Annotated in this window: 17 protein-coding genes; 9 read left to right on the top strand and 8 right to left on the bottom strand. The window is 71.0% G+C overall.

Features of this window, described 5'->3' with window-relative positions; translation table 11 throughout:
- Window positions 1-15 precede the first annotated feature (15 nt).
- The 4 genes from C7443_RS12025 (at window position 16) to C7443_RS12010 (ending at window position 5,489) form a co-directional block, all read left to right on the top strand.
- A complete protein-coding gene (locus C7443_RS12025) occupies window positions 16-1,383 on the top strand; it encodes an eCIS core domain-containing protein (RefSeq protein WP_146213296.1) in 1,368 nt (455 codons plus the stop codon).
- A gap of 14 nt (window positions 1,384-1,397) precedes the next feature.
- A complete protein-coding gene (locus tag C7443_RS12020) occupies window positions 1,398-1,709 on the top strand; it encodes a hypothetical protein (RefSeq protein ID WP_110018862.1) in 312 nt (103 codons plus the stop codon).
- 16 nt (window positions 1,710-1,725) lie between these two features.
- A complete protein-coding gene (locus C7443_RS12015; protein ID WP_170123600.1) occupies window positions 1,726-3,687 on the top strand; it encodes an eCIS core domain-containing protein in 1,962 nt (653 codons plus the stop codon).
- Window positions 3,688-3,767: 80 nt separating this feature from the next.
- Window positions 3,768-5,489, top strand: a complete 1,722-nt coding sequence (locus tag C7443_RS12010) for a SulP family inorganic anion transporter (RefSeq protein ID WP_110018860.1) — start codon at window positions 3,768-3,770, stop codon at window positions 5,487-5,489.
- A gap of 6 nt (window positions 5,490-5,495) precedes the next feature.
- Here the strand turns inward: C7443_RS12010 and C7443_RS12005 are convergent, their stop codons facing one another.
- On the bottom strand, window positions 5,496-5,897 hold the full coding sequence (locus C7443_RS12005) for an acyl-CoA thioesterase (RefSeq protein WP_110018859.1): 402 nt from the start codon (window positions 5,895-5,897) through the stop codon (window positions 5,496-5,498).
- Between the two features lie 208 nt (window positions 5,898-6,105).
- Here C7443_RS12005 and C7443_RS12000 point away from each other — a divergent pair, with 208 nt between their 5' ends.
- Entirely contained in the window at window positions 6,106-7,089 is a 984-nt protein-coding gene (locus C7443_RS12000; RefSeq protein WP_170123599.1) for a carbon-nitrogen hydrolase family protein, read from the top strand.
- 31 nt (window positions 7,090-7,120) lie between these two features.
- Here the strand turns inward: C7443_RS12000 and C7443_RS11995 are convergent, their stop codons facing one another.
- The 3 genes from C7443_RS11995 to C7443_RS11985 all read right to left on the bottom strand — a co-directional run bounded on the left by C7443_RS11995 (window position 7,121) and on the right by C7443_RS11985 (window position 10,249).
- Window positions 7,121-7,711 carry an exopolysaccharide biosynthesis protein gene (locus C7443_RS11995; RefSeq protein WP_110018857.1) on the bottom strand — a complete coding sequence of 197 codons (591 nt, stop codon included), beginning with the start codon at window positions 7,709-7,711 and terminating at the stop codon, window positions 7,121-7,123.
- 105 nt (window positions 7,712-7,816) lie between these two features.
- Window positions 7,817-9,247: an efflux transporter outer membrane subunit gene (locus tag C7443_RS11990; RefSeq protein ID WP_170123598.1), complete on the bottom strand. Its 1,431-nt coding sequence runs from the start codon at window positions 9,245-9,247 to the stop codon at window positions 7,817-7,819.
- Between the two features lie 264 nt (window positions 9,248-9,511).
- Window positions 9,512-10,249: a TetR/AcrR family transcriptional regulator gene (locus tag C7443_RS11985; RefSeq protein WP_110018855.1), complete on the bottom strand. Its 738-nt coding sequence runs from the start codon at window positions 10,247-10,249 to the stop codon at window positions 9,512-9,514.
- A gap of 133 nt (window positions 10,250-10,382) precedes the next feature.
- Here C7443_RS11985 and C7443_RS11980 point away from each other — a divergent pair, with 133 nt between their 5' ends.
- Together C7443_RS11980 and C7443_RS11975 are read left to right on the top strand one after the other, a co-directional pair.
- Window positions 10,383-11,159 carry a tRNA threonylcarbamoyladenosine dehydratase gene (locus tag C7443_RS11980; protein WP_246004639.1) on the top strand — a complete coding sequence of 259 codons (777 nt, stop codon included), beginning with the start codon at window positions 10,383-10,385 and terminating at the stop codon, window positions 11,157-11,159.
- Window positions 11,160-11,319: 160 nt separating this feature from the next.
- Window positions 11,320-11,871 carry a hypothetical protein gene (locus tag C7443_RS11975; RefSeq protein ID WP_110018853.1) on the top strand — a complete coding sequence of 184 codons (552 nt, stop codon included), beginning with the start codon at window positions 11,320-11,322 and terminating at the stop codon, window positions 11,869-11,871.
- Here the strand turns inward: C7443_RS11975 and C7443_RS11970 are convergent.
- Entirely contained in the window at window positions 11,856-13,343 is a 1,488-nt protein-coding gene (locus tag C7443_RS11970) for a sigma-54 interaction domain-containing protein (RefSeq protein WP_110018852.1), read from the bottom strand. The genes C7443_RS11975 and C7443_RS11970 overlap by 16 nt on opposite strands.
- A gap of 203 nt (window positions 13,344-13,546) precedes the next feature.
- Between C7443_RS11970 and C7443_RS11965 the strand changes: the two genes are divergently transcribed.
- Window positions 13,547-14,563, top strand: a complete 1,017-nt coding sequence (locus C7443_RS11965; RefSeq protein ID WP_110018851.1) for a sulfate ABC transporter substrate-binding protein — start codon at window positions 13,547-13,549, stop codon at window positions 14,561-14,563.
- Window positions 14,564-14,587: 24 nt separating this feature from the next.
- Here the strand turns inward: C7443_RS11965 and C7443_RS11960 are convergent, their stop codons facing one another.
- The 3 genes from C7443_RS11960 to C7443_RS11950 form a co-directional block, all read right to left on the bottom strand.
- The gene (locus tag C7443_RS11960; protein WP_110018850.1) at window positions 14,588-15,952 is read right to left on the bottom strand and encodes a type VI secretion system contractile sheath domain-containing protein; all 1,365 of its coding nucleotides are present in this window, start codon (window positions 15,950-15,952) and stop codon (window positions 14,588-14,590) included.
- Between the two features lie 89 nt (window positions 15,953-16,041).
- Window positions 16,042-16,698 (bottom strand): two-component system response regulator NarL, encoded by a 657-nt coding sequence (gene narL / locus C7443_RS11955; protein WP_110018849.1) that lies wholly within the window; start codon window positions 16,696-16,698, stop codon window positions 16,042-16,044.
- Window positions 16,691-18,514, bottom strand: coding sequence for a histidine kinase (locus C7443_RS11950; protein WP_170123597.1), 1,824 nt, complete (start codon window positions 18,512-18,514; stop codon window positions 16,691-16,693). The genes narL and C7443_RS11950 overlap by 8 nt, the downstream gene beginning before the upstream one ends.
- A 386-nt stretch (window positions 18,515-18,900) precedes the next feature.
- On the opposite strand from C7443_RS11950, the gene C7443_RS11945 reads away from it, so the two are divergent.
- A complete protein-coding gene (locus C7443_RS11945) occupies window positions 18,901-20,226 on the top strand; it encodes an MFS transporter (protein WP_110018847.1) in 1,326 nt (441 codons plus the stop codon).
- Window positions 20,227-20,295: the final 69 nt, after the last annotated feature.

Here is a 20,295-nt window from a genome sequence, read left to right as displayed (position 1 = left end):
CGGAGGGCAGCAGCGATGCAGACGATGCGCAGGCAGCAGAGCAGGACCGCGGCACACCGGCCGCGGCAGGCCGCGGCAGCGGTCCGCACCCCCGCGCCGGCCGCGGCGCGCACGCGGCAGGGCTGCGCCTGCGGCGGCAGCTGTCCGCGCTGCCGGGCGGCGCAGGCCGCCGGACAGGCCCCGGCGGCGACGCAGCTGGCCACGCACGGCGGCGAGCCGCTCGGCGCCGGCCTGCGCCGCGACATGGAAGCACGCTTCGGCCATGACTTCAGCGGCGTGCGCCTGCACACCGGCGCCGCGGCACAGACCGCCGCCGCGGCGATCGACGCCCGCGCCTACACGCTCGGTCAGCACATCGTTTTCGGTGCCGGCGCCGGCGCACCGCACAGCGCCAGCGGCCGGCGCGTGCTCGCGCACGAGCTGGTGCACACGCTGCAGCAGCGCCACGCCAGCCCCGGCGGCTACCGCCTCGGTGCCGCCGGCGACCCCTGGGAACGCGAGGCCGAGCGCCTGTCGCGTCAGGTGCTCACCGGTGGCGGCGGCGGGCCGGTGACGCCGACGCCGCTGGCCGCGCAGCGCCTGCAGCGCGAGCAGACCGATGCCGGCTTCGAGGGCGACGGCATCGGTGCGGCGATCAGCTCCGGCACGCTGCACAGCGTCGCCGGCGTGCACGGCAGCCGCGTCGAGGCGCGCGACTGCCACGGCCGCAGCGGCTGCCCGATCACCTTCGCCTTCAACAAGGCCTACGTCGGCGACTATGCCTACGCCGCCGCCGGCCGCGACGTGCGCGGCGCCTACGTGCAGATCGATGCCCGCCACGATGCCAGCTGCTGGCACTGCCAGACGCTGGAGATCATGCAGGTGGTGCGCAACATCACCCGCGGCAGCAGCGGCTTCGAAAACGCCGATCCCGGCAACGCCGTGCGCCGCGAACGCTCCGGCTGGAGCGATGCCAGCGCACCGTCGCGCGGCTGGCGCATCGACCGCCTGACCAGCGCGACCGACCCGTACTACTCGCATGGCAGCAGCGCCAATCCCGGCAGCGACTCGCGCCCGGCGCGCTTCTGGGACGCCCCCGGCGACTGGACGAGCGACCGCAACAGCGGCAAGGAACTGCAGACCTGCCTGCTCTGCGCCGCCGCCGGCACCCCGGCGATTCCGCTGGCCTGCGTCACCTGGGGCTATTACATCGACTCGGCCGGGGCGGTGACGATGCGCCCGGCGACACCGAGCGCCGCCTGCGGCACCTCGACCGAGCTGCGTGATGCCGCCGCGCGCTGGGATGCGATCCAGGGCAATCAGTCGACTAATCTCGGCAGTGGCCGCCCGCCGGGCGCGCTCGGCGACTTCAACGCGCCGAGCGGGCCGGACCGGGTCGGCTGAGCGAGGCCGCCGCCATGAGCCGCCGGCCCGACGGTGCCCTGCTCGCCGCGCTGCGCACGGCCGCCCGCCGCGGCCTCGACGCCACGGCAGCCGAACGCCTGCTCGGCTGCCCGGCACTGCTCAACAGCCTGCGCGCCGGTGAACAGTCGCTGGCCGAGCGGGTCGACCTCGGGCTGGAGCCGCCGGAGCGGCGGCTGCCGCGGCACTGGCTGGCGCTGGCTTACTGGGCGCTCGCCGACGATGGCGGCGATCCGCGCGTCGCCGGGCTGGTGTGGGGCCGCAGCGGCCGGGCGCGCCTGTTCCGCGCCCGCGTGCTCACGCCGTGAACGCCGGAGCATGCCGATGAGCCTCGCCCGCCGCCACCGCTCGACCAGCCCGCGCCCGCGCGCAGCACAAGCCGCCGCGCCCCAGGCCGCCGCGGCGCGGACGCGACCAGCCACCGCGCGCTGCGCCTGCGGCGGTGGCTGTCCGCGCTGCCAGGCGGCCCTGAGCACGCCCGGCGATGCCAGCGAGCGCGCCGCCGAGCGCCATGCGGCGCTGGCGCTCAGCGGCGCGCTGCCGCCACCGGCCGTGCTCACGCCGGGCATCGACACGGCGCTCGCGGCCGCCGTCCCGAGCGGCGGCGAGGCGCTCGCACCGGCGCTGCGCCAGGACCTGCAGGCGCGCTTCGGCACCGATCTCGGCGCGATCCGCGTGCATCGCGATGCCGCCGCGGCACAGGCCGCTGCGGGCTTCGCCGCGCGCGCCTATGCGCTCGGCCCGCACCTGGTGTTCGGTGCCGGCCGCTACGCGCCGCACAGCGCCGCCGGCCGCCGTCTGCTCGCCCATGAACTGGCGCATGCGCTGCAGCCGGGGGCCGGCCGGCGCATCGCCCGCGACTGCGATGCGGCGCTCGCCGCGCGCGTGCTGCCGGCCGGCGATTCGCGGCTGCGCGCCCGCGCGCACCTCGACCTCGGCCGCGTACCGGTCGCTGCGGCGCTGTCAGCCGACCTCGGTGGCGACTTCGACCTGCTGATCCACCTGCCGCGCGCACTGCAGCAGGATCTGGCCGGCGGCGCTGCGGCCGGCGGCCTGGCCGGCCTGCTCGGCGGCATGCAGGTCAGCGCCGACATCTCGGCACAGATCGGCACGCCGCTGGCACCCGGCGGCGGTGGCGGCGCGCTGTGCCTGTTCGTCAGCTTCCATGAGGACACGCCGGGTAGCCACGCCTGGTTCGCCGATCTCACGGTGCTTGGCGGCGGTCATCTCAACGTGCCGCTGCAGCTCAACACCGGCACGCCGACGACGGCGCCGGCCACCGGCACGCTGGGCAGCGTAGGCCCGCTCGGCATCGGCCGGCCGAGCGGTGCGCTGCGCATCGATCTGGCGCTCGCCGAGGACCTCAGCGCCAGCCTCGGCCCGCTGCAGCTGCCGGGCGGCGGTGGCGTCAGCGCGGTGTGGACGGCGCTGCGCGCGCAGCTGCGCGACTTTCTGGCGCTGCGCGTGCGCGGCATCGCGCTCAACGAGCTGACGCGCATCCGCGGCGCGCTCAGCCTGCCGCTGACGCTGGGCACGCCAGCCCCCGGTGCGGAGCCGACGACGATCCCGCTCGACGTGCTCGGCAACATCCCGCTCAGCGTCAGCCTGAGGCAGGACACCGGCCGCTTCAGCCTGAGCCTGCGGCCCGAGCTGACGGCGAGCGCCTTCGGCGGCCTGCTCTCGCTCGATCTCAGCGGCCACGGCCAGCTGTCGGCACCGCTGCCGTCGAGCCTGCGCTTTGCCGACCTGCAGGGCGACTTCTTCCGCCAGCTGCTGGCGCAGGGCGAAGGCAGCGCCGGCCTGCGCGGCCGGCTGACGCTCGCCGGACTGCCCGGCGGCCGCCTGCAGGCCGACTTCACGCTGCGCGATGGCGTGCTCAGCGGCGAAGGCACGGCGCTGACGCCGGTCGGCGTCGGCGGCGGGCGCTTGCGTTACAGCCTCGGCGGCGGCTTGCGGGCCGAGGCCGGTGCGCTCGGCCTGACGCGGCTGATCATCGCGCCGGTCGACGAGCGCCCGGAGGCGGCGCGCTGGTTCGGGCCGTACCGCGAATACGGCTTCGGCGAGACGCTCTACGGCCTCGGCGCCAGCGGCGCGCTGCTGCGCCCGGGGCTGGCGCAGACGCTGTCGGTCGGCGTCGCGCCGCAGTTCATCGACGAGCCCAAAGGCAGCCATGCCGACATCGCCGGCAGCGTGCGCCTGCCGCTGACCGACACACCGGTCGGCATCTACGCCGGTTTTACCTACACGCTGCAGACCGATTTCGGCTGGCTGGCAGGACGACGCTAAGGCTTTCGTATATACATCGTCTACCATCCACGACGGGCCGTGCGCCGGCGCCGCCCGTGCCGGTTCCGAGGAGCCCGATCTTGAACCCAGCCCTCCGCGCCCGCCTCGCCCGCTTCGCGCCCGGCCTCGCCGCGCTGAGCCGCTACCGCCCGAGCGATCTGCCGCACGACCTTGCCGCCGGCGTCTCGGTGGCGGCGGTGGCGTTGCCGGTCGGCGTCGCCTACGCCCAGCTCGCCGGCTTCGAGCCGATCTACGGCCTGTACGCCAGCATCCTGCCGCTGCTGGCCTATGCGCTGTTCGGCACCTCGCGCCAGCTGATCGTCGGCCCCGATGCGGCGACCTGCGCGATGATCGCCGCGGCGATCACGCCGCTCGCCGGCGGCAATGCCGAGGTCTACCTGTCGCTGTCGATCACGCTGGCCTTCATCGCCGGCGTGTTCTGTATCGGCGCGAGCTTCCTGCGCCTCGGCGCGCTCGCCGATTTTCTCTCGCAGCCGATCCTGATCGGCTTTCTCAACGGCATCTCGCTGAGCATCCTGCTCGGGCAGATCGGCAAGGTGTTCGGCTTCAGCATCGACTCAGGCGGCATCGTGCCGCGCCTGCTCGAATTCGCCGGCAAGCTCGAACACACCCATCTGCCGACGCTGGCCGTCGGCTGTGCCTGCTTCGCCGTGCTCTGGCTCGGGCCGCGCTGGCTGCCGCGGGTGCCGGCGGCGCTGCTGGCGACCGTGGTCGCCGCCGCGCTGGTCGCCGGCTTCCAGCTCGACGCGCACGGCGTGGCGGTGCTCGGCCGGGTGCCGGGGGGCCTGCCGGCGCTGCACTGGCCGAGCTTCTCGCCGGACCTGCTGGAGGAGCTGTTCGGTGCCGCCGCCGGCGTGGCTCTGGTGAGTTTTTCCAGCGCGATGCTGACGGCGCGCAGCTTCGCCGCGCGCAACCATTATGAGATCGACGTCGATCGCGAATTCGCCGCGCTCGGCGCCGCCAACATCGCCGCGGCGCTGTCGCAGAGCTTCGCCATCAGCGGCGCTGATTCGCGCACGGCGATGGCCGATGCCGCCGGCGGGCGCTCGCAGCTGACCGGCGTGTTCGCCGCCGCCTGCATCGCCGTGGTGCTGCTGTTCTTCACCGAGCCGCTGGCCTATGTGCCGGTCGCCGCGCTCGGCGCGGTGCTGATCAAGGCCTCGCTGTCGCTGCTCGATCTGCACGGCCTGCGCGAGCTGTGGCGGCTCGACCGCCTGGAGTTCGGTCTGTCGCTGCTGACCACGCTCGGCGTGGTCGCCGTCGGCGCGATCGACGCGATCCTGATCGCCGTGGTGCTGGCGCTGCTGCGCTTCATCCACATGGTGGCGCGGCCGCGCGACGAAGTGCTCGGCGAGGTCGACGGCCTGCCCGGCCTGCATTCGATCGAGCGCCACGCCGGCGCGCGCACCTTTCCGGGGCTGGTGATGTTCCGCTTCGACAGCCCGCTCACCTTTTTCAACGCCGGCTGGTTCCGCCAGCGCGCGCTGCGCGCCGCCGAGGCGGCCGGGCCGCCGCTGCAGTGGTTCATCATCGACGCCATCCCGATCAGCCAGATGGACGTCACCGGCCTGTTCGCGCTGCGCGCGCTGCGGCGCACGCTCAACGCGCGCGGCGTGCGCCTGGTGCTGGCCGGGCGCCGCGCCGAGATCCTCGACTGGGTCGATGCGCGCGGCCTGCGCACGCCGGAGCTCGACGCCAATCTGTTCCCGACGCTGCGCCAGGCACTGAAGGCCTACCAGCGCGAAACCGCGCCGCTCAGTGCACCGAAGCTGGAGGACTGAGCCGGCTCAGGGCTGCGGCAGCGGCGACGGCCGGCCCTCGGGGTCGACCTTGACGTAGGTGATCACTGCTTCGGTGACCTTTTCGCTCGGCGGCGTGGCGCTGCGCTGGTGGCGGCGCACATGGACGTCGATGCGCACCGTCACCGAGGTGCGGCCGCTGCGCTCGATCTCGGCATAGCAGCTGAGCAGGTCGCCGACGTGCACCGGTGCGTGGAACGCCATCGACTGCACGGCGACCGTCGCCACCGGGCCGTCGGCACGCTCGACGGCGATGATCGAACCGGCCAGATCCATCTGCGCCATGATCCAGCCGCCGAAGATGTTGCCGGTGGCGTTGGTGAACTCCGGCATCGCCACCACGCGCACCGTCGGCTGACGGTCATCCGGGTAGAAATCGGTGGCGCTCATGCCATCGCTCCGGCGCTGGAGCGCGCGGGCAGGTTCGGCTGGGTCATGGTCGTCTGCTCCTGGTAACGGGGAAAATTCCACATGCGCATGGTGGCGCCGCGGCCGGCGGCACGGTAGTCGCCGCGCTGGACAGCTGCAATGCACTGGCATTGGCGGTGTGCGCATCCTTCAATGGAAGAGCGTACGCAACGACCCGCAGGGACGCCCCATGAACACGGATGCACTGACCGTCGCCACGATCCAACTGGCCTGCCAGCCCGGCGCACGCACGGGCAATCTCGCCACCGCGCGAGCCCTCGTGACCAAGGCCGCGCGCGAAGGCGCCCGCCTGGTGCTGCTGCCCGAGCTGACGCCGGGCGGCTACACGCTGAGCGAGGCGCTGTGGGACAGCGCCGAACCCTTCGACGGGCCGTCGCTGCGCTGGATGAAAACCCTGTCGCGGCGCCTCGGCATCTATCTCGGCACCAGCTTTCTCGAAGCCGACGGCGAGGACTTCTACGACACCTTCGTGCTCACCGGCCCGGCGGGCGAGGTGCTCGGCCGCGTGCGCAAATGCCCGCCCGCCTCCTTCGAGGCCTATCTGTTCACGCGCGGCAGCGATCCGCACTGGTTCGATACGCCGATCGGCCGCATCGGCGTCGGCATCTGCTTTGAAAATGCGCTCTATGAACGCTATACCGAGCTGCAGCAGGCCGGCATCGATCTCTACCTGCGGCCGTTTTCCGGCGCCTCCTTCGAGGCCCGCTTCCCGATCCGCCAGCGCGACGCCGATGTGCTCAACGTCGCCCTGCGCGACGGCACGGCGCAGACCGCGCAGCTGATGGGCATTCCGGTGCTGATGGCCAACAAGGTCGGTCGCCTGCAGACGACACTGCCGGCCGGCTTCCCGGCGCAGGACATTGAGTTTCCCGGCTACAGCGCCATCGCCGACAGCGACGGCAGGCTGCTCGGCCAGCTCGGCCCGGGGCAGGCCGGCGTGGTACTGGCAACGGTCCATCTCCGGCCCGAACGCAAGCGCCGCGAGCGGGTGCCGCGGGCCTTCGGCCGCTGGACCGCACGCATGCCGTGGTGGGCATTCATCTGGCTGCTGACGCAGCGCATGGGCGAGAAGTCCTACGCGAAAAACGCCTCGCGCAAGGCCCGCGCGCGGGCGATTTCACAGGCCGCCGGCCCGGCGGGCGGCGCCTCCTGAAGCCTTGCCTCCGGCCGCCGCGGAGGCGGCTTCAGGCCAGACCGACCATGCCGACGGCGAGACGGATGACGCCGAACACCGCGACGCCGCAGAACAGCCCGAGCATCACCGGCAGGCCGTCGCGTTCGAGCAGGCCGAGCGCGACCATCGCGATCACCGCCGAGGGCAGCATGTTCGAGCCGGGAAACGGGATCAGCACCAGCAGCGCCATCAGCAGGCAGTAGGCACCGAGCAGGCGCGCGGCAAACGGGCCGGTCAGCCAGCGCAGCCGTTCGCACAGCAGGTTCTCGATGCGCCGCAACCACGGCAGCGCCTTGTGCACGATGCGTTCGAAGCTGGCGCGGTTGAGCGAGCGCCGGCGCAGCCAGTGCGGCAGCCACGGCTGGCCGCGACCGCAGGCCAGCTGCGCGGCGAGCAGCACCAGCGGCAGTCCGAACAACGAGGACACGCCGGGTGGCAGCGGGATCAGGTTCGGCAGCGCGAACAGCAGCAGCAACAGGCCGAACGAGCGCGAACCGAGCCGGTCGAGCAAGGCGCCGAGGCTGATGCGTTCGTCGGTATGTCCGTGCAGGCAGTCTTCGAGCAGCTGGGAAACGCGCGAACGGACGACGGCAACACTCATTCAGGGTTCTCTCGGCAGGATGTGGGCGACGGTCAACGTGCGGACCCATCGGCAGTTGGGCTGCCGATGGGTCGCTAAGTTCAGTCTGCCCGTCGCCCGCCGACGCTACCAGCCGTGACCGAGCGCTTTGTGCAGGCGCACCTGGTCGGCAGCGACTTCACGGTCGGCGCGCGCCAGTTCGGTCTCGGCGAGGAACAGCGTGCGCTGGGCATCGAGCACGTCGAGGAAGCTCGCCAGCCCGGCGCCGTAGCGGTCATTGGCATGGCCGAGCGCGCGGCGGTTGGCTTCCTGCGCGGTCAGCAGCGCGCTGCGCCGGGCCTGCGTCTCGCGCAGCGCCGCAGCGGCGGTCTCGACCTCGCCGACGGCGCTGAGCACGGTCTGCTCGTAGCTCGCGCGGGCGGCGTCGACGCCGGCCTCACGCGCCTTGACCGCGCTGCGCAGGCGCCCGCCCTCGAAGATCGGCAGTGACAGCGCCGGGCCGAAACTCCAGGTCTTCGAGGCGTAATCGCTGAGATTGCCGGTGCTGATCGAGGCCAGGCCGAGCGAGCCGCTCAGCGTCAGTTTCGGGTACAGCTCGGCTTCGGCGACGCCGACCCGCGCGGTCGCCGCCGCCAGCTGGGCTTCGGCGCGCAGGATGTCGGGGCGCCGGCGCAGCAGCTCGGCCGGCACGCCTTCCGGCGGCGTCGGCCAGTTCGGCGTGGCCAGCGGCGCGGCTTTCAGCAGCGCCTCGGTATCGCTGCCCGGCGTTACCCCGCGCAGCACGTCGAGCCGGTAGGCGGCCTGGCGCGCGGCGGCGCGCAGCGGCGGCAGTGCCGCCGAGGTCGAGGCCACCTGTGCCTCGGCGCGGGCAACGTCGAGATCGGCGGCGAGGCCGGCGCTGCGGCGGTCGCGCACCAGCCGCGCGGTGGCCTGCTGCGAGCCGAGGTTGCGCTCGACGGCGGCCAGCTCGCTGGCGTAGCCGCGCAGGTCGAACCAGGCGGCGGCGGTATCGGCGGCGACGGCGATGCGGGTGGCGACGCGCGCCGCCTCGGCGGCGGCGGCATCGGCCTGTGCCGCCTCGACATTGCGGCGGATGCCGCCGAACAGGTCGATCTCCCAGCTGGCATCGACGCCGCCGCGGTAGAGATCGTTGGTCAGGTGCTCGCCGGCCCGCTGCAGGTTGAGGCCGGTCAGCGTGTTGCCGCTCTCGCCGCTGCGCACGGCGCTGGCGCCGAGGCCGACCGAGGGCTGCTCGCCACCGGCGGCGACGTCACGCAGCGCCCGCGCCTCGCGCACGCGGGCTTCGGCGACCGCCAGCTCGCGGTTGGCAGCCAGCGCCTCGCTGACCAGGCGGTCGAGCTGCGGATCGCCGAAGCGTTTCCACCAGGCGGAGAGTTCGGCATCGCTGCTCGCGGTCTGCGCGCTGCGCTCATGCCAGGCGGCCGGCATCTGCGGTTCGGGGGCGACGAAATCGGGACCGACGACGCTGCAGCCCGCCGCCGCCAGGGCGATCAGCAGGGCCGCCGTGCGGCGTGGAAACAGGTGTGTGGACTGCATGGTCATGCCTCTTCAGCCGCCGTGCGCGGCTTTGCTGAACACGTCGGCGCGCCGGCCGGACGGTTGCGGGAACTGTGAGCGTTTTTGCTTCGGTATATCGCCTGCCGCGCCCGTGTGTCGACGCACCGGCGGGTATCGCCGCTCAACGACCCGGGTGGAGCAGTCGACCGCTCGGGGGTGTCATGTCTCAAAGTCCAGAATTGACCAATAGTCAAATTTTTTACATGCACTGACATTCCGGACCCGTTTTTCAGACATTGGATTCTAGACATCGAGCCAGCTGGCTTCCGGGAACACCTCGGCGCGGATGCGCCGGTCCACCGCGGCCATGTCGTATTCGCTGCGCAGCGGCTTCCAGCCACAGCCGTCGAGCAGCAGGCTCTGGTTTTCCCGGACCACCGCCGCCAGGTTGTCGATGCCGGCAAGCAGGCGCAGTTCCGGCAGCCGCCCCATGATCTCGCTGCCGACACTGACCGAAGCCAGCGCGAAAGCGATGCGCTCCGGGGCCAGGTGCGCGTGCGCCGGCAGATCGCCCAGATGCAGCGCCGCCTGCACGATGCCCTGCACGCAGCGAAACCCCCGCCCGACCGCCAGGCCGAGCTGATTGCGGCGGAGCTCGCTGGCACGCAGCGCAAAGCTCGACAGCTTGACCAGAGTTTCGACCTCGAAATAGTCCGGAAAGGCGTGGCAGAACTGGCCGGCGGCAACCGAGATCGCCTGCACGCACTCGCGCGTATTGGCACCGCGAAACCCCAGCGCCCGCTCGAACAACCCGGCACGCGCCTGCAGGCCGCGCACCGCGATCGCCATCACCAGGTCTTCCTTCGAGCTGAAGTGCTGGTAGAGCGTGCCCTTGGAGTACTCGACGCGACGGGCCAGCTCGTCGAGGTTGAGATCGAGGTAGCCGCTTTCGGCGAGCATGCGCCGGGCCTGCTCAAGGATCAGCTCCTCGCGCGCGGCGCGTTCACGCTCCTTGCGGGCCATCGTCGGTGTGGTGCTCATAGGTGGCACGCTAGTCCTGTTTTGACTGCCAGTCAAACTTCAACCATGCGTGCACTCAAAACCGACGCGGATGCCCGCCGCGCGCCGATGCGCTACCTTGGCGCCCCGTCGTTTCAGCACCCGAGTCCGCACCGTGAGCAGCGCCGCCTCCCCCGTCGATTTCGAACGCCGCTTCGGTGGCATCAGCCGGCTGTACGGTGCCGGAGCCCTGGCCCGGCTCGAACCTGTCCGCGTCGCCGTGGTCGGCGTTGGCGGCGTCGGCAGCTGGGCGGTCGAAGCGCTGGCGCGCAGCGCCGTCGGCGGCCTGCGGCTGATCGATCTCGACATGATCCACGAGTCCAACGTCAACCGGCAGCTGCACGCCCTCGATGGCGCCTTCGGCGCGGCCAAGGTCGAAGCCCTCGCCGAGCGCATCGAGCGCATCAACCCGCACTGCCGCGTCGAGTGCATCGAAGACTTTCTGACGCCGGAGAACACCGCCGAGCTGCTCGACGGCTGCGATGCGGTGATCGACGCCATCGACAATGTGCGCGCCAAGGCGGCGCTGGTGGCCTGGTGCCGGGCGCAGGGCGTGGCGCTGGTGGTCTCCGGTGGCGCCGGCGGCAAGACCGATCCGACGCGCATCCGCCTTGCCGACCTGGCGCGCACCGAGCAGGACCCGATGCTCGCCAAACTGCGCCAGCGCCTGCGCAAGGACTACGGTTTTCCGCGTGACCCGAAGCGCCGCTTCGGCATCGATTGCGTGTATTCGAGCGAGCCGCTGACGCGGCCGACGGCCGCCTGCGCCAGCGAACTCGGCCTCGCCGGTCTCAACTGCGCCGGCTTCGGCGCGGCGATGGCGGTCACCGCGAGCTTCGGCCTGTTCGCCGCAGCGCGCACGCTCGATCGCCTGCTCGGGCGCTGCGGCTGAAGACCGGCCGCGATGTCGACGACTGATCAAATTTTACCCAATCGCACAAACCCATGATGAATCTGAAAAATATCGCGCATTACAGAAACTCATCCACGGATTTTGTGGATAAACTGATAAATCCGGCAGCCGCCGGCCACCTCATCACGGTGCAGCGGTGATGTCGACACCACAACCGCACCGCAGCCGCTGGCGCCGCTGGCTGGTCAGCCCGCTGGCGCTGCTGGCCGCCCTCGTACTGCTGTTCGAAGAATGGGGCTGGCAGCCGATCGCACGGGCAATGGCGGCCCTCGGCCGCCTGCCGGCGGTGCGGGCGCTGGAAACCCGCATCGCGGCGCTGCCGCCGTGGGGCGCAGCGACCGCCTTCGTCGTGCCGGCGCTGCTGCTGCTGCCATTCAAACTCGCCGCGGTGTGGCTGATCGCCCGCGGCGCGCTGCTGCCGGGGCTGCTGACGATCATCAGTGCCAAGCTGGTCGGCACCGCGGTCGCCGCGCGGCTGTATGCGCTGTGCGCGCCGGCGCTGCTCAGCCTCGGCTGGTTCGCCTGGGCGCACGACAAGCTGCTGCGTTTTCACCGCTTCGTGCACGACTGGCTGCAGCGTCAGCCGCTGTGGCAGGCGACGCATGCGCTGCTGCGCAAGCTGCGACGGCTGCGCGAGGGTTTTTTCAGCCGTGTCTGGCGCCGTCTGCTGCGCCGTCAGAGCGGCCGGTAGCGGCGCCAGTCGAGGCCGAGCCGGCGCATGCGCGCGCGCAGCGTATGCGGATTGATGGCGAGCGCCGCCGCCGCACCGTGCGGCCCTTCGATGCGTCCGGCGCAGGCGGCGAGCGCGCGGGCGATATGCTCGCGCATCGCCGCATCGAGGGTCGCCAGCGGCGGTGCCGCATCGGCCGCGCTCGGTACCGCCGGCGGCGCACTGGCGGCGGCGGTGCCGAGCGCGGTGGCCACGTCGAGCCGCCGGCCCTCGCCGAGCAAAATCGCGCGATCGATGACGGCGGCGAATTCGCGCACGTTGCCGGGCCAGTCATAGGCGGCGAGCCGGGCCAGGTCCGCCGGCAGGATCGGCGGCACGGCGACACCGAAGCGGTGCGCGGCGCGACGCACGCAATGCGCTGCCAGCGCCGGCAGGTCCTCGCGCCGCTCGCGCAGCGGCGGCAGCACGATCGGGAAGGTCGACAGCCGGTACCAGAGATCCTCGCGAAAGCGCCCGTTCTGCGCCATCGCCGGCAGGTCGCGGTGGGTCGCCGCGACCACCCGCACGTCGAGCTGCACCGTCGCCTCGCCACCGACGCGCTGCAACTGGCCGTCCTGCAGGATGCGCAGCAGGCGCACCTGCGCCGCCAGCGGCAGCTCGCCGATCTCATCGAGGAACAGCGTGCCGCCGTCGGCCTGCTCGAACCAGCCGCGCCGGCTGGTGGTCGCGCCGGTGAAGGCACCGCGCTCGTGGCCGAACAGCGCCGAGTCGATCAGTTCCGGTGGAATCGCGCCGCAGTTGACGCGCACGAAGTCGGCGGCGGCGCGCGGCGAGTGGTCGTGAATGGCGCGGGCGATCACCTCCTTGCCGGAGCCGGTCTCGCCGAGCAGCAGCACCGGCACGTCGGTCGACGCCACCAGGCGCACCCGCTCCAGCACCTGACGCAGCCCGCCGTCGGCACCGACGATCGCTTCGCCGCTGACCGGGCGATGCGCGACCGGCTGCTCGCGCAGGCGCTCGCTGAGCGCTTCGAGATCCTCGATGCGCCGGCGCTGGCGCGCCAGCTCGACGGCCAGCGCGAGCGGTTCGGCCAGCGCCGCCCATTGCGCGCGGCGCGCGGCATCAACCGTGCCGGCGGTCGCTGTGAACAGCGCCAGCGCCGGCGGCTCGCCGTCGAGCGCCAGCACCCAGCTGCCGGCGGCATCCAGTGGCAGCCAGGGCAGCTCCGCCAGCGCCTGCGGCGTGCGCGCCGCGTGGTGACACCAGTCCGCCAGCCGCTGCAGCCGGTCGGCATCGAGCGCCAGCGCGGCACAGGGCTGGCGCGCACGCTGACACAGCAGTTGCTGCGTCGGCGCATCGACGCCGCACAGCCCGACATCCTCCAGCCCCAGCAGGCGGCGCAGCGGCTCCAGCAGGCTGGCGAGCGGCTGTGCCCGCGGCAGCAGGCGCCAGACGGCGAGCAGCAGATCCGGTGAAAGCGCAGGCTCAAACATGAATGATCCGTCACATATGATGGGATCAGGCCATCATATCTCATGGGTATTCCATCAAATATCACGGACGCAATGTCTGATGAAATCCGGTAAATACCACTAACCGGTGATTAATCAAGCGATTGAAGACACAGCGCGGGCTCTGGCACGGCGTCTGCGTAGGACCGGGCATTCCCCCATCGGGTGCTACCGGAGTGTTTCCGATGTGTCTGTCCCCACGCTACCGCGCGCTGCTCACCGGCCTGCTGTGCGCCTTCACGCTGAGCAGCTCTGCGGCCGAGCTGACACTGCTCAATGTCTCCTACGATCCGACCCGTGAGTTCTACCAGGCCTACAACGCCCAGTTCACACGCTACTGGCAGCAGCAGCACCCCGGCGACCGCATCACCATGCGTCAGTCGCACGGTGGCTCCGGCAAGCAGGCACGCTCGGTGATCGACGGGCTGGAAGCCGACGTGGTGACGCTGGCGCTGGCCTACGACATCGACGCCATCGCCCAGTCCGGTCTGATCGCCGCCGACTGGCAGCAGCGCCTGCCGCACCAGTCGGCGCCGTACACCTCGACGATCGTGTTCCTGGTGCGCAAGGGCAATCCGAAGGGCATCCATGACTGGGGCGATCTGGTCAAGGACGGCGTCGAGGTGATCACGCCGAATCCGAAGACCTCCGGCGGTGCGCGCTGGAACTACCTCGCCGCCTGGGGCTGGGCACTGCGCCAGCCGGGTGGCAGCGAGGCGAGCGCGCGCGAGTTCGTCGGTCGTCTGTTCCATCACGTGCCGGTGCTCGATACCGGTGCCCGCGGCGCGACGATGACCTTCCTGCAACGCGGCATCGGTGATGTGCTGCTGGCCTGGGAGAACGAGGCGCTGCTGGCGCTGCAGACGGCCGGCGCCGATGCCGTGGAAATCGTCACGCCGCCGCTGAGCATCCTCGCCGAGCCGCCGGTGGCGCTGGTCGACAAGATCGTCGAGCGCCACGGCACGCGAGCCGTCGCCGAGGCGTATCTGCAGCATCTGTACAGTCCCGAGGCGCAGCAGCTGGCCGCCGAGCACTTCTACCGGCCGAGCGATGCAACGGTGGCGGCGCGCTATCAGCAGCGCTTCCCGCAGCTCAGGCTGTTCACGCTGGCCGATGACTTCGGCAACTGGCAGCAGGCGCAGGCCCGTCATTTCGCCGACGGCGGCGAGTTCGACCGCCTCTACCAGCCCGGCGCGCGCTGACACGCGCCGGCGGTCCCGGGCACCTCAGCCGCGCCAGCGTCCGCGCAGCGCGCCGGCCAGCGAGCGGAAACGGAACAGCCGCACCGCATTGCGCTCGCGCCGACTGATGAGCGGCATCAGGCCAAGGGCATCGATGGCCTCGGCCGCCGCGTCACTGAGAAAGCGTTCGGCGCAGGGCAGCATCGCCACATCCCCCGCCTGCGGGTACAGCGCCAGCGGCAGGTCCAGCAGTTCGAGCTCATTGTCCGGCGCGAAGTCCCAGCCCTCGGCGGCAAGGAAGCCACGGCCGATCAGCAGCGCCAGCCCCCAGGCCGGACTGCCCCACAGCGCGCGACACGGCTGCCAGTCGGCGTCGATTTCCTCGAAGTCCAGCGTGTCCAGCGGATCGGAACGCTTGCCGTAAGGCCGGCGCAGCAGCAGGCGCGGCAGCGCCAGACCGAGACGGGCCGCCCCCGGCGTGCGTGCCAGCGCATGCAGCAGGGTGGCTCCTTCACTTTCGGCGAAGGCCGCCGGATCGGCAGCGAGCTGCGGATCGAAGCCGGCGAGCAGCGGCGCACCGAGCGCATCGGCCATGCCGCCGAGCGCGGCGAGCAGCAGCACGTCCTCGCGGCTGGCGGCGAAGCCGAAATCGCAGACGATCATCGCGTATGGCGCACCGGCTTCTGCCGCCGCGGAGAACAGGCCCGGCAGACAGGGCGCCGGAGCCATCAGGTCGGCGGCCAGCTCCTCCCGCGACAGCTCGAACACGTCGACCTGCGTGCCGGCATCGGCGTCGAGCTCGGCCAGCAGCCAGCCGAGGCCGCGCCAGGCCGCTTCCAGACGCTGGAAGCGCGGTTCGTGCAGCAGCGCGCGCAGCAGCTGCGCGCGCGCCAGATCGGCCGCGGCGCCGAGCACCTGATGGCGCGGATCGGCGGCCGGCGTACCGACCGGGCCGAGCAGTTTGCGGATGAAGTCATCGGCACCGCGGCGGGCGGCTTCGCCGATGTCGCCGCCGAGCAGCGCGGCGAACGGGTTGTCCTCCTGGGCCGGGCGGGACGGCGTGGCCGCCGCCGGCAGCGCCGCGGCGAGCTGCGGCGCCGCCTGCGCCAGCTGCGCGAACAGCGGCACGCGCGCCAGCAGTGCATCGGGGTGAAAATCGTCGATGCAGCGGAAATCGAGACTCAGCGCCGGCAGCCGCTCCTGCCCGCTCAGCTTCAGCTGCGGGGCGAACAGCGAGCAGGCGCGGTCGAGCGTGTCGTGGGCGATCGGGTACAGCGAACGTTCAGCCAATGGCGGGCGCTGCGCATCGGCGCGCAGATCGGCCAGCACCAGGATGCGACAGCACGGTGCATCCGCTGCGCGCCGGGTGCTGCGCGAGGGCTGTAGTTCGAAATCAAGGCGTCCGGGCATCGTGGTTCTCCTTGGGACAGGCCGCAATCGTCATGCAGCTGCGTCGAGCGTAGTCCAGCCACGTGCGCGAACGATATGTCACCCCACACTCAGGCCCGCGGAGCGATGCCGGTCTTCACCGCCCAGACCGCGGCTTCGACGCGCGAGCGCAGGCTGAGCTTCTTCAGCAGGTGCTTGACGTGGACCTTGACGGTGCCCTCGGTGATGTTGAGCTCGCGGGCGATCAGCTTGTTGCTGCGCCCGGCGGCGATCTGCAGCAGGATCTGATGCTCGCGGTCGGTGAGGTCGCTGACCGGCGTGGCGCCGACGGCCTGCTCGCTGCGCAGCGAACGCGCCAGCAGCTCGGTGATCGGTGCCGACAGCACCAGCCGTCCGCGCGCGGCCAGACGCAGCGAGTTGAGCATTTCCTCGGGTTCCATGTCCTTGAGCAGATAACCGTCGGCCCCGGCCTGCAGCGCGGCGAGCACGTCTTCTTCGGCGTCGGAGACGGTGAACATGATCACCCGTGCATCCAGATCGAGCGCCTTGATGGCCTTCAGCGTCTCCAGGCCGTCGACGCCGCGCATCTGCAGGTCGAGCAGGATCAGGTCGGGGTTGAGCTCGCGAGCCAGGCGCAGCCCCTCACTGCCGTCGGCGGCTTCGCCGATCAGTTTCATCTCCGGCTCAAGTGCGACGAGCTGGGAGACGCCTTTACGCAGCAGCGGGTGATCGTCGATCACCAGCAGGGTTTGCGGGCTGTCAGACATGGGGCAAATACTCCTCGGCGGGGTGATCGGCGGCCGTGGCAGCCGCCGGAAAGTCGATTTCGACACGGCAGCCGTGCGGTTCGTGGTTGGACAGGCGGATCTCGCCGTGCAGGCTGCGGGTGCGCTCGCGCATGATGGTCAGGCCGTAATGGCGTTCGCGCTCGGGCTGCTGCGGCAGGCCGACGCCATCATCGTCGATGGTGACGCGGATGAACTCGCCGACGCGCTGCAGGCTGACGCGGGCGGTTTCGGCGCGGGCGTGATGGACGATGTTCGACAGCGCCTCGCGCACGATCTGCAGCACGTGAATCTCCTGGTGCGGACTGAGCAGGTGGCCGCCGAGGGCGTAGTCGAGTTCGGTGTGGATGGCACCGCGAGTGGCGAATTCCTTCAGCGCTTTTTCCAGCGCCGGCTGCAGGCCGGTTTCTTCCATGGTGATGCGGAAGGTGGTCAACAGCTCGCGCAGTTCGCGGTAGGCGCTGCTGAGCCCCTCGCGCAGCTCGCCGAGCACCTCGCCGACCACCGGTGGCTGCTCCGGCGGCAGGGCGCCGCTGAGGCGGCTGACCTGGATCTTCAGGTAAGACAGCGACTGCGCCAGCGAGTCGTGCAGCTCACGGGCGATGACGTTGCGTTCTTCGAGCAGGGCCAGCCGGCGCTTGGACACCTCCTGCTGGCGCGCGCGCAGGCTGGCGGCGATGTGACGGGCGACGGTTTCCAGCAGCTGGCGCTCGGCGCTGTCGCCGCTGCCGGGGCGCGGGCTGGCGAGCAGCAGCACGCCGTAATGCTGACCCTGATCCAGTACCGGGATCGACAGCGTGCCCGGGCGCTGCGCCAGCGGCTCGATGCAGCCGCGGCCGACGCAGCGGCTGTAATGCGGCGGCACCTCCGCGGCGGCGCCGTCCTTGTGGCTGGCATCGACCAGACACAGGCTGCTGGCCTCGGCGCCGGTGAAGCGCTCGACCTCGTCGAGTACGTCCAGCAGCACGGCGTCGGTCGGCGGCGTGTCATTGAGCCGGCGGGTGGTCGCGTAGAGCAGCTCCAGCGCGCGGTTGGAATGGCGCAGCGCCCGCGTCTGCTGTTCGACGCGGCTTTCGAGGTCTGCATACATCTTCGACAGATCACTGGCCATGGCGTTGAAGGCATGACCGAGCACGCCGAATTCGTCATTGCCGACATGCGCGGCGCGGCCGCCGAAGTCACCGTGGCGCACCCGCTCGGCCAGCGCCAGCAGGTCATACAGCGGTGGCAGCACGCAGCGGCGCACCTGCGCCCAGGCCAGCAGCGCCAGCAGCACCGCCACCGTCAGCGCCGAGCCCTGTACCACGCGCAGCCAGCGCAGCTTGGCCTCGGCGTGCTGTTCGAGGCGGGCGACGAAGTCATTGAGATCGGCGACGAAGCCATCGAAGGTGCTCAGCGCGCCGCTCAGACGCTCGCCCGGCGGCTGCGTCGACAGCGTCTGCGCCAGCGGCCGGATGTCCTGCTGCCAGCGCGTCTCGATGCCGGCCAGCGCGATGCGGCGGTCGTCCCCGCCATCGCGCGGCACCGCCCCCTGCAGCGCCGCGCTGTGCAGCCGCCGCTCGAAGGAATCGAGTTCCGGGCTCAGCGCGGCGCCGTCGCGGGCAGCTTCCAGCCGGGTGGCGATGCGGTAGGTCTGCATGCGCAGCGAGCCGGCGATGTTGATCGCCGCGGCGTCGCCGGAACTGGCCTGCACGATGAGGATCGCGCTGCTCATCGCCACCAGGGCCAGCATCACGATGCCGCCCAGCAGCAGGCCCATGCGCAGGGTCAGCGAGTCGCGCAGCGATGGTCGGGTCATGCCGGAAATCCTCTTGCCGGTCGACGGTGAACTACAGCGTGGCAGAGCCTCGGGAGCCCCGCTGCAGGTGCACATGATGTTGCTCAAGAGTGGCCGCAGGTGCACGCACGCGGTGGCGGTAATCGCGCGGGGGTAGCCCGCCGCCCGCACACCATCGCCCGCGGCGCAGCGGAGGGATACCCGTACCGTCGTCGCCGCCGCCCTGCTCGGCGGCAAGGCACGGGCGATCAATGACTTGCACGCCGAAAACGGCTCACCCGAAAGTGGTAGAGGGTTGCCACAAGCCCCCTACCACCAATCTAAGCATCTGATTTAAATCAAGTAATTAGCCATGTTCGATGCTCAGCATGCACCGCGTTTTCCAATGGCAGCGGGAGTCCCCGATCATGACGATTGCCAAGTCCAGACAAACCCGAGCGCTGGTGATGTCCACGCTCGCCTTCACCATCTGTTTTGCGGTGTGGACGATCTTTTCGATCATCGGCATCCAGATCAAAAAGCAGCTTGGCCTCAACGATACCGAATTCGGCCTGCTGGTCGGCACGCCGATCCTGACCGGCTCGCTGGTGCGTCTGGTGCTCGGCGTGTGGACCGACCAGATCGGCGGCCGCATCGTCTACGTCGCGGTGATGCTGGCGGCGGCGGTGGCCACGATGCTGCTGACCTTCGCCACCACCTACGAGATGTTCCTGATCGCCGCACTCGGCGTCGGCGTCGCCGGCGGCTCCTTCGCGGTCGGTGTGGCCTACGTCTCCAAGTGGTACCCGGCCAGCCAGCAGGGCACGGCGCTCGGCATCTTCGGTGCCGGCAACGTCGGCGCCGCGGTGACCAAGTTCTGCGCACCGTTCGTGATGGTCGCGCTCGGCTGGAAGGCGGTGGCGCTGGTGTGGGCCGCGGCGATCGCGATCATGGCGGTGGCCTTCTGGTTCATGACCGAGGATGACCCGAGCCTGGCCGAGCGCCGCCGTCACGGCCACAAGGCCGTGCCGTTCATGAAGCAGCTCGAACCGCTGCGTCATCTGCAGGTCTGGCGCTTCTCGCTGTACTACTTCTTCGTGTTCGGTGGCTTCGTCGCGCTGGCGCTGTGGCTGCCGCGCTACCTGACCGGCAACTACGGCATGGCGATCACCACCGCCGGCATGATCGGCGCCGCCTACTCGATCCCCGCCTCGGTGTTCCGTGCGCTCGGCGGCTGGCTGTCCGACCGCTACGGCGCCCGCTCCATCATGTACGTGACCTTCAGCGTCAGCGCGCTGGTGCTGTTCATCCTCTCCTACCCGCCGACCGACTACGTCGTCCACGGCATGAACGACACCACCTTCAGCTTCTCCATGGCGACCGGGCCGGCGCAGTTCACCCTGCTGGTGTTCGTCCTCGGCTTCTTCATGTCGCTCGGCAAGGCCGCGGTCTACAAGCACATCCCGGTCTACTACCCGGATCACGTCGGCTCGGTCGGCGGCATGGTCGGCATGATCGGCGGTCTCGGCGGCTTCATCCTGCCGATCCTGTTCGGTGCCCTCAACGACCTCACCGGCATCCGCCAGAGCTGCTTCATGCTGATGTTCGTGATCGTCGTGGTGTCCCTGCTGTGGATGCACTTCGCCATCCGCCGCATGGAAAAACGCCAGATCCCCGAGCTGCGCGGCCCGAAGGATCTGCCGGAACTCGCCGAACACGGCACGCCGGCCACCCACGCCGCCAGCCAGGCCTGAGCCATCCCGTATCGCCCGCCGCCCGTCTCCTCCCCCCGCGGCGCGACCGCCCCGGTCGCGCCGAACGAC

The organism is Plasticicumulans acidivorans (genome assembly GCF_003182095.1).
Classification (GTDB): Bacteria; Pseudomonadota; Gammaproteobacteria; order Competibacterales; family Competibacteraceae; genus Plasticicumulans; species Plasticicumulans acidivorans.
This window is presented reverse-complemented; position numbering and strand designations above follow the sequence as displayed.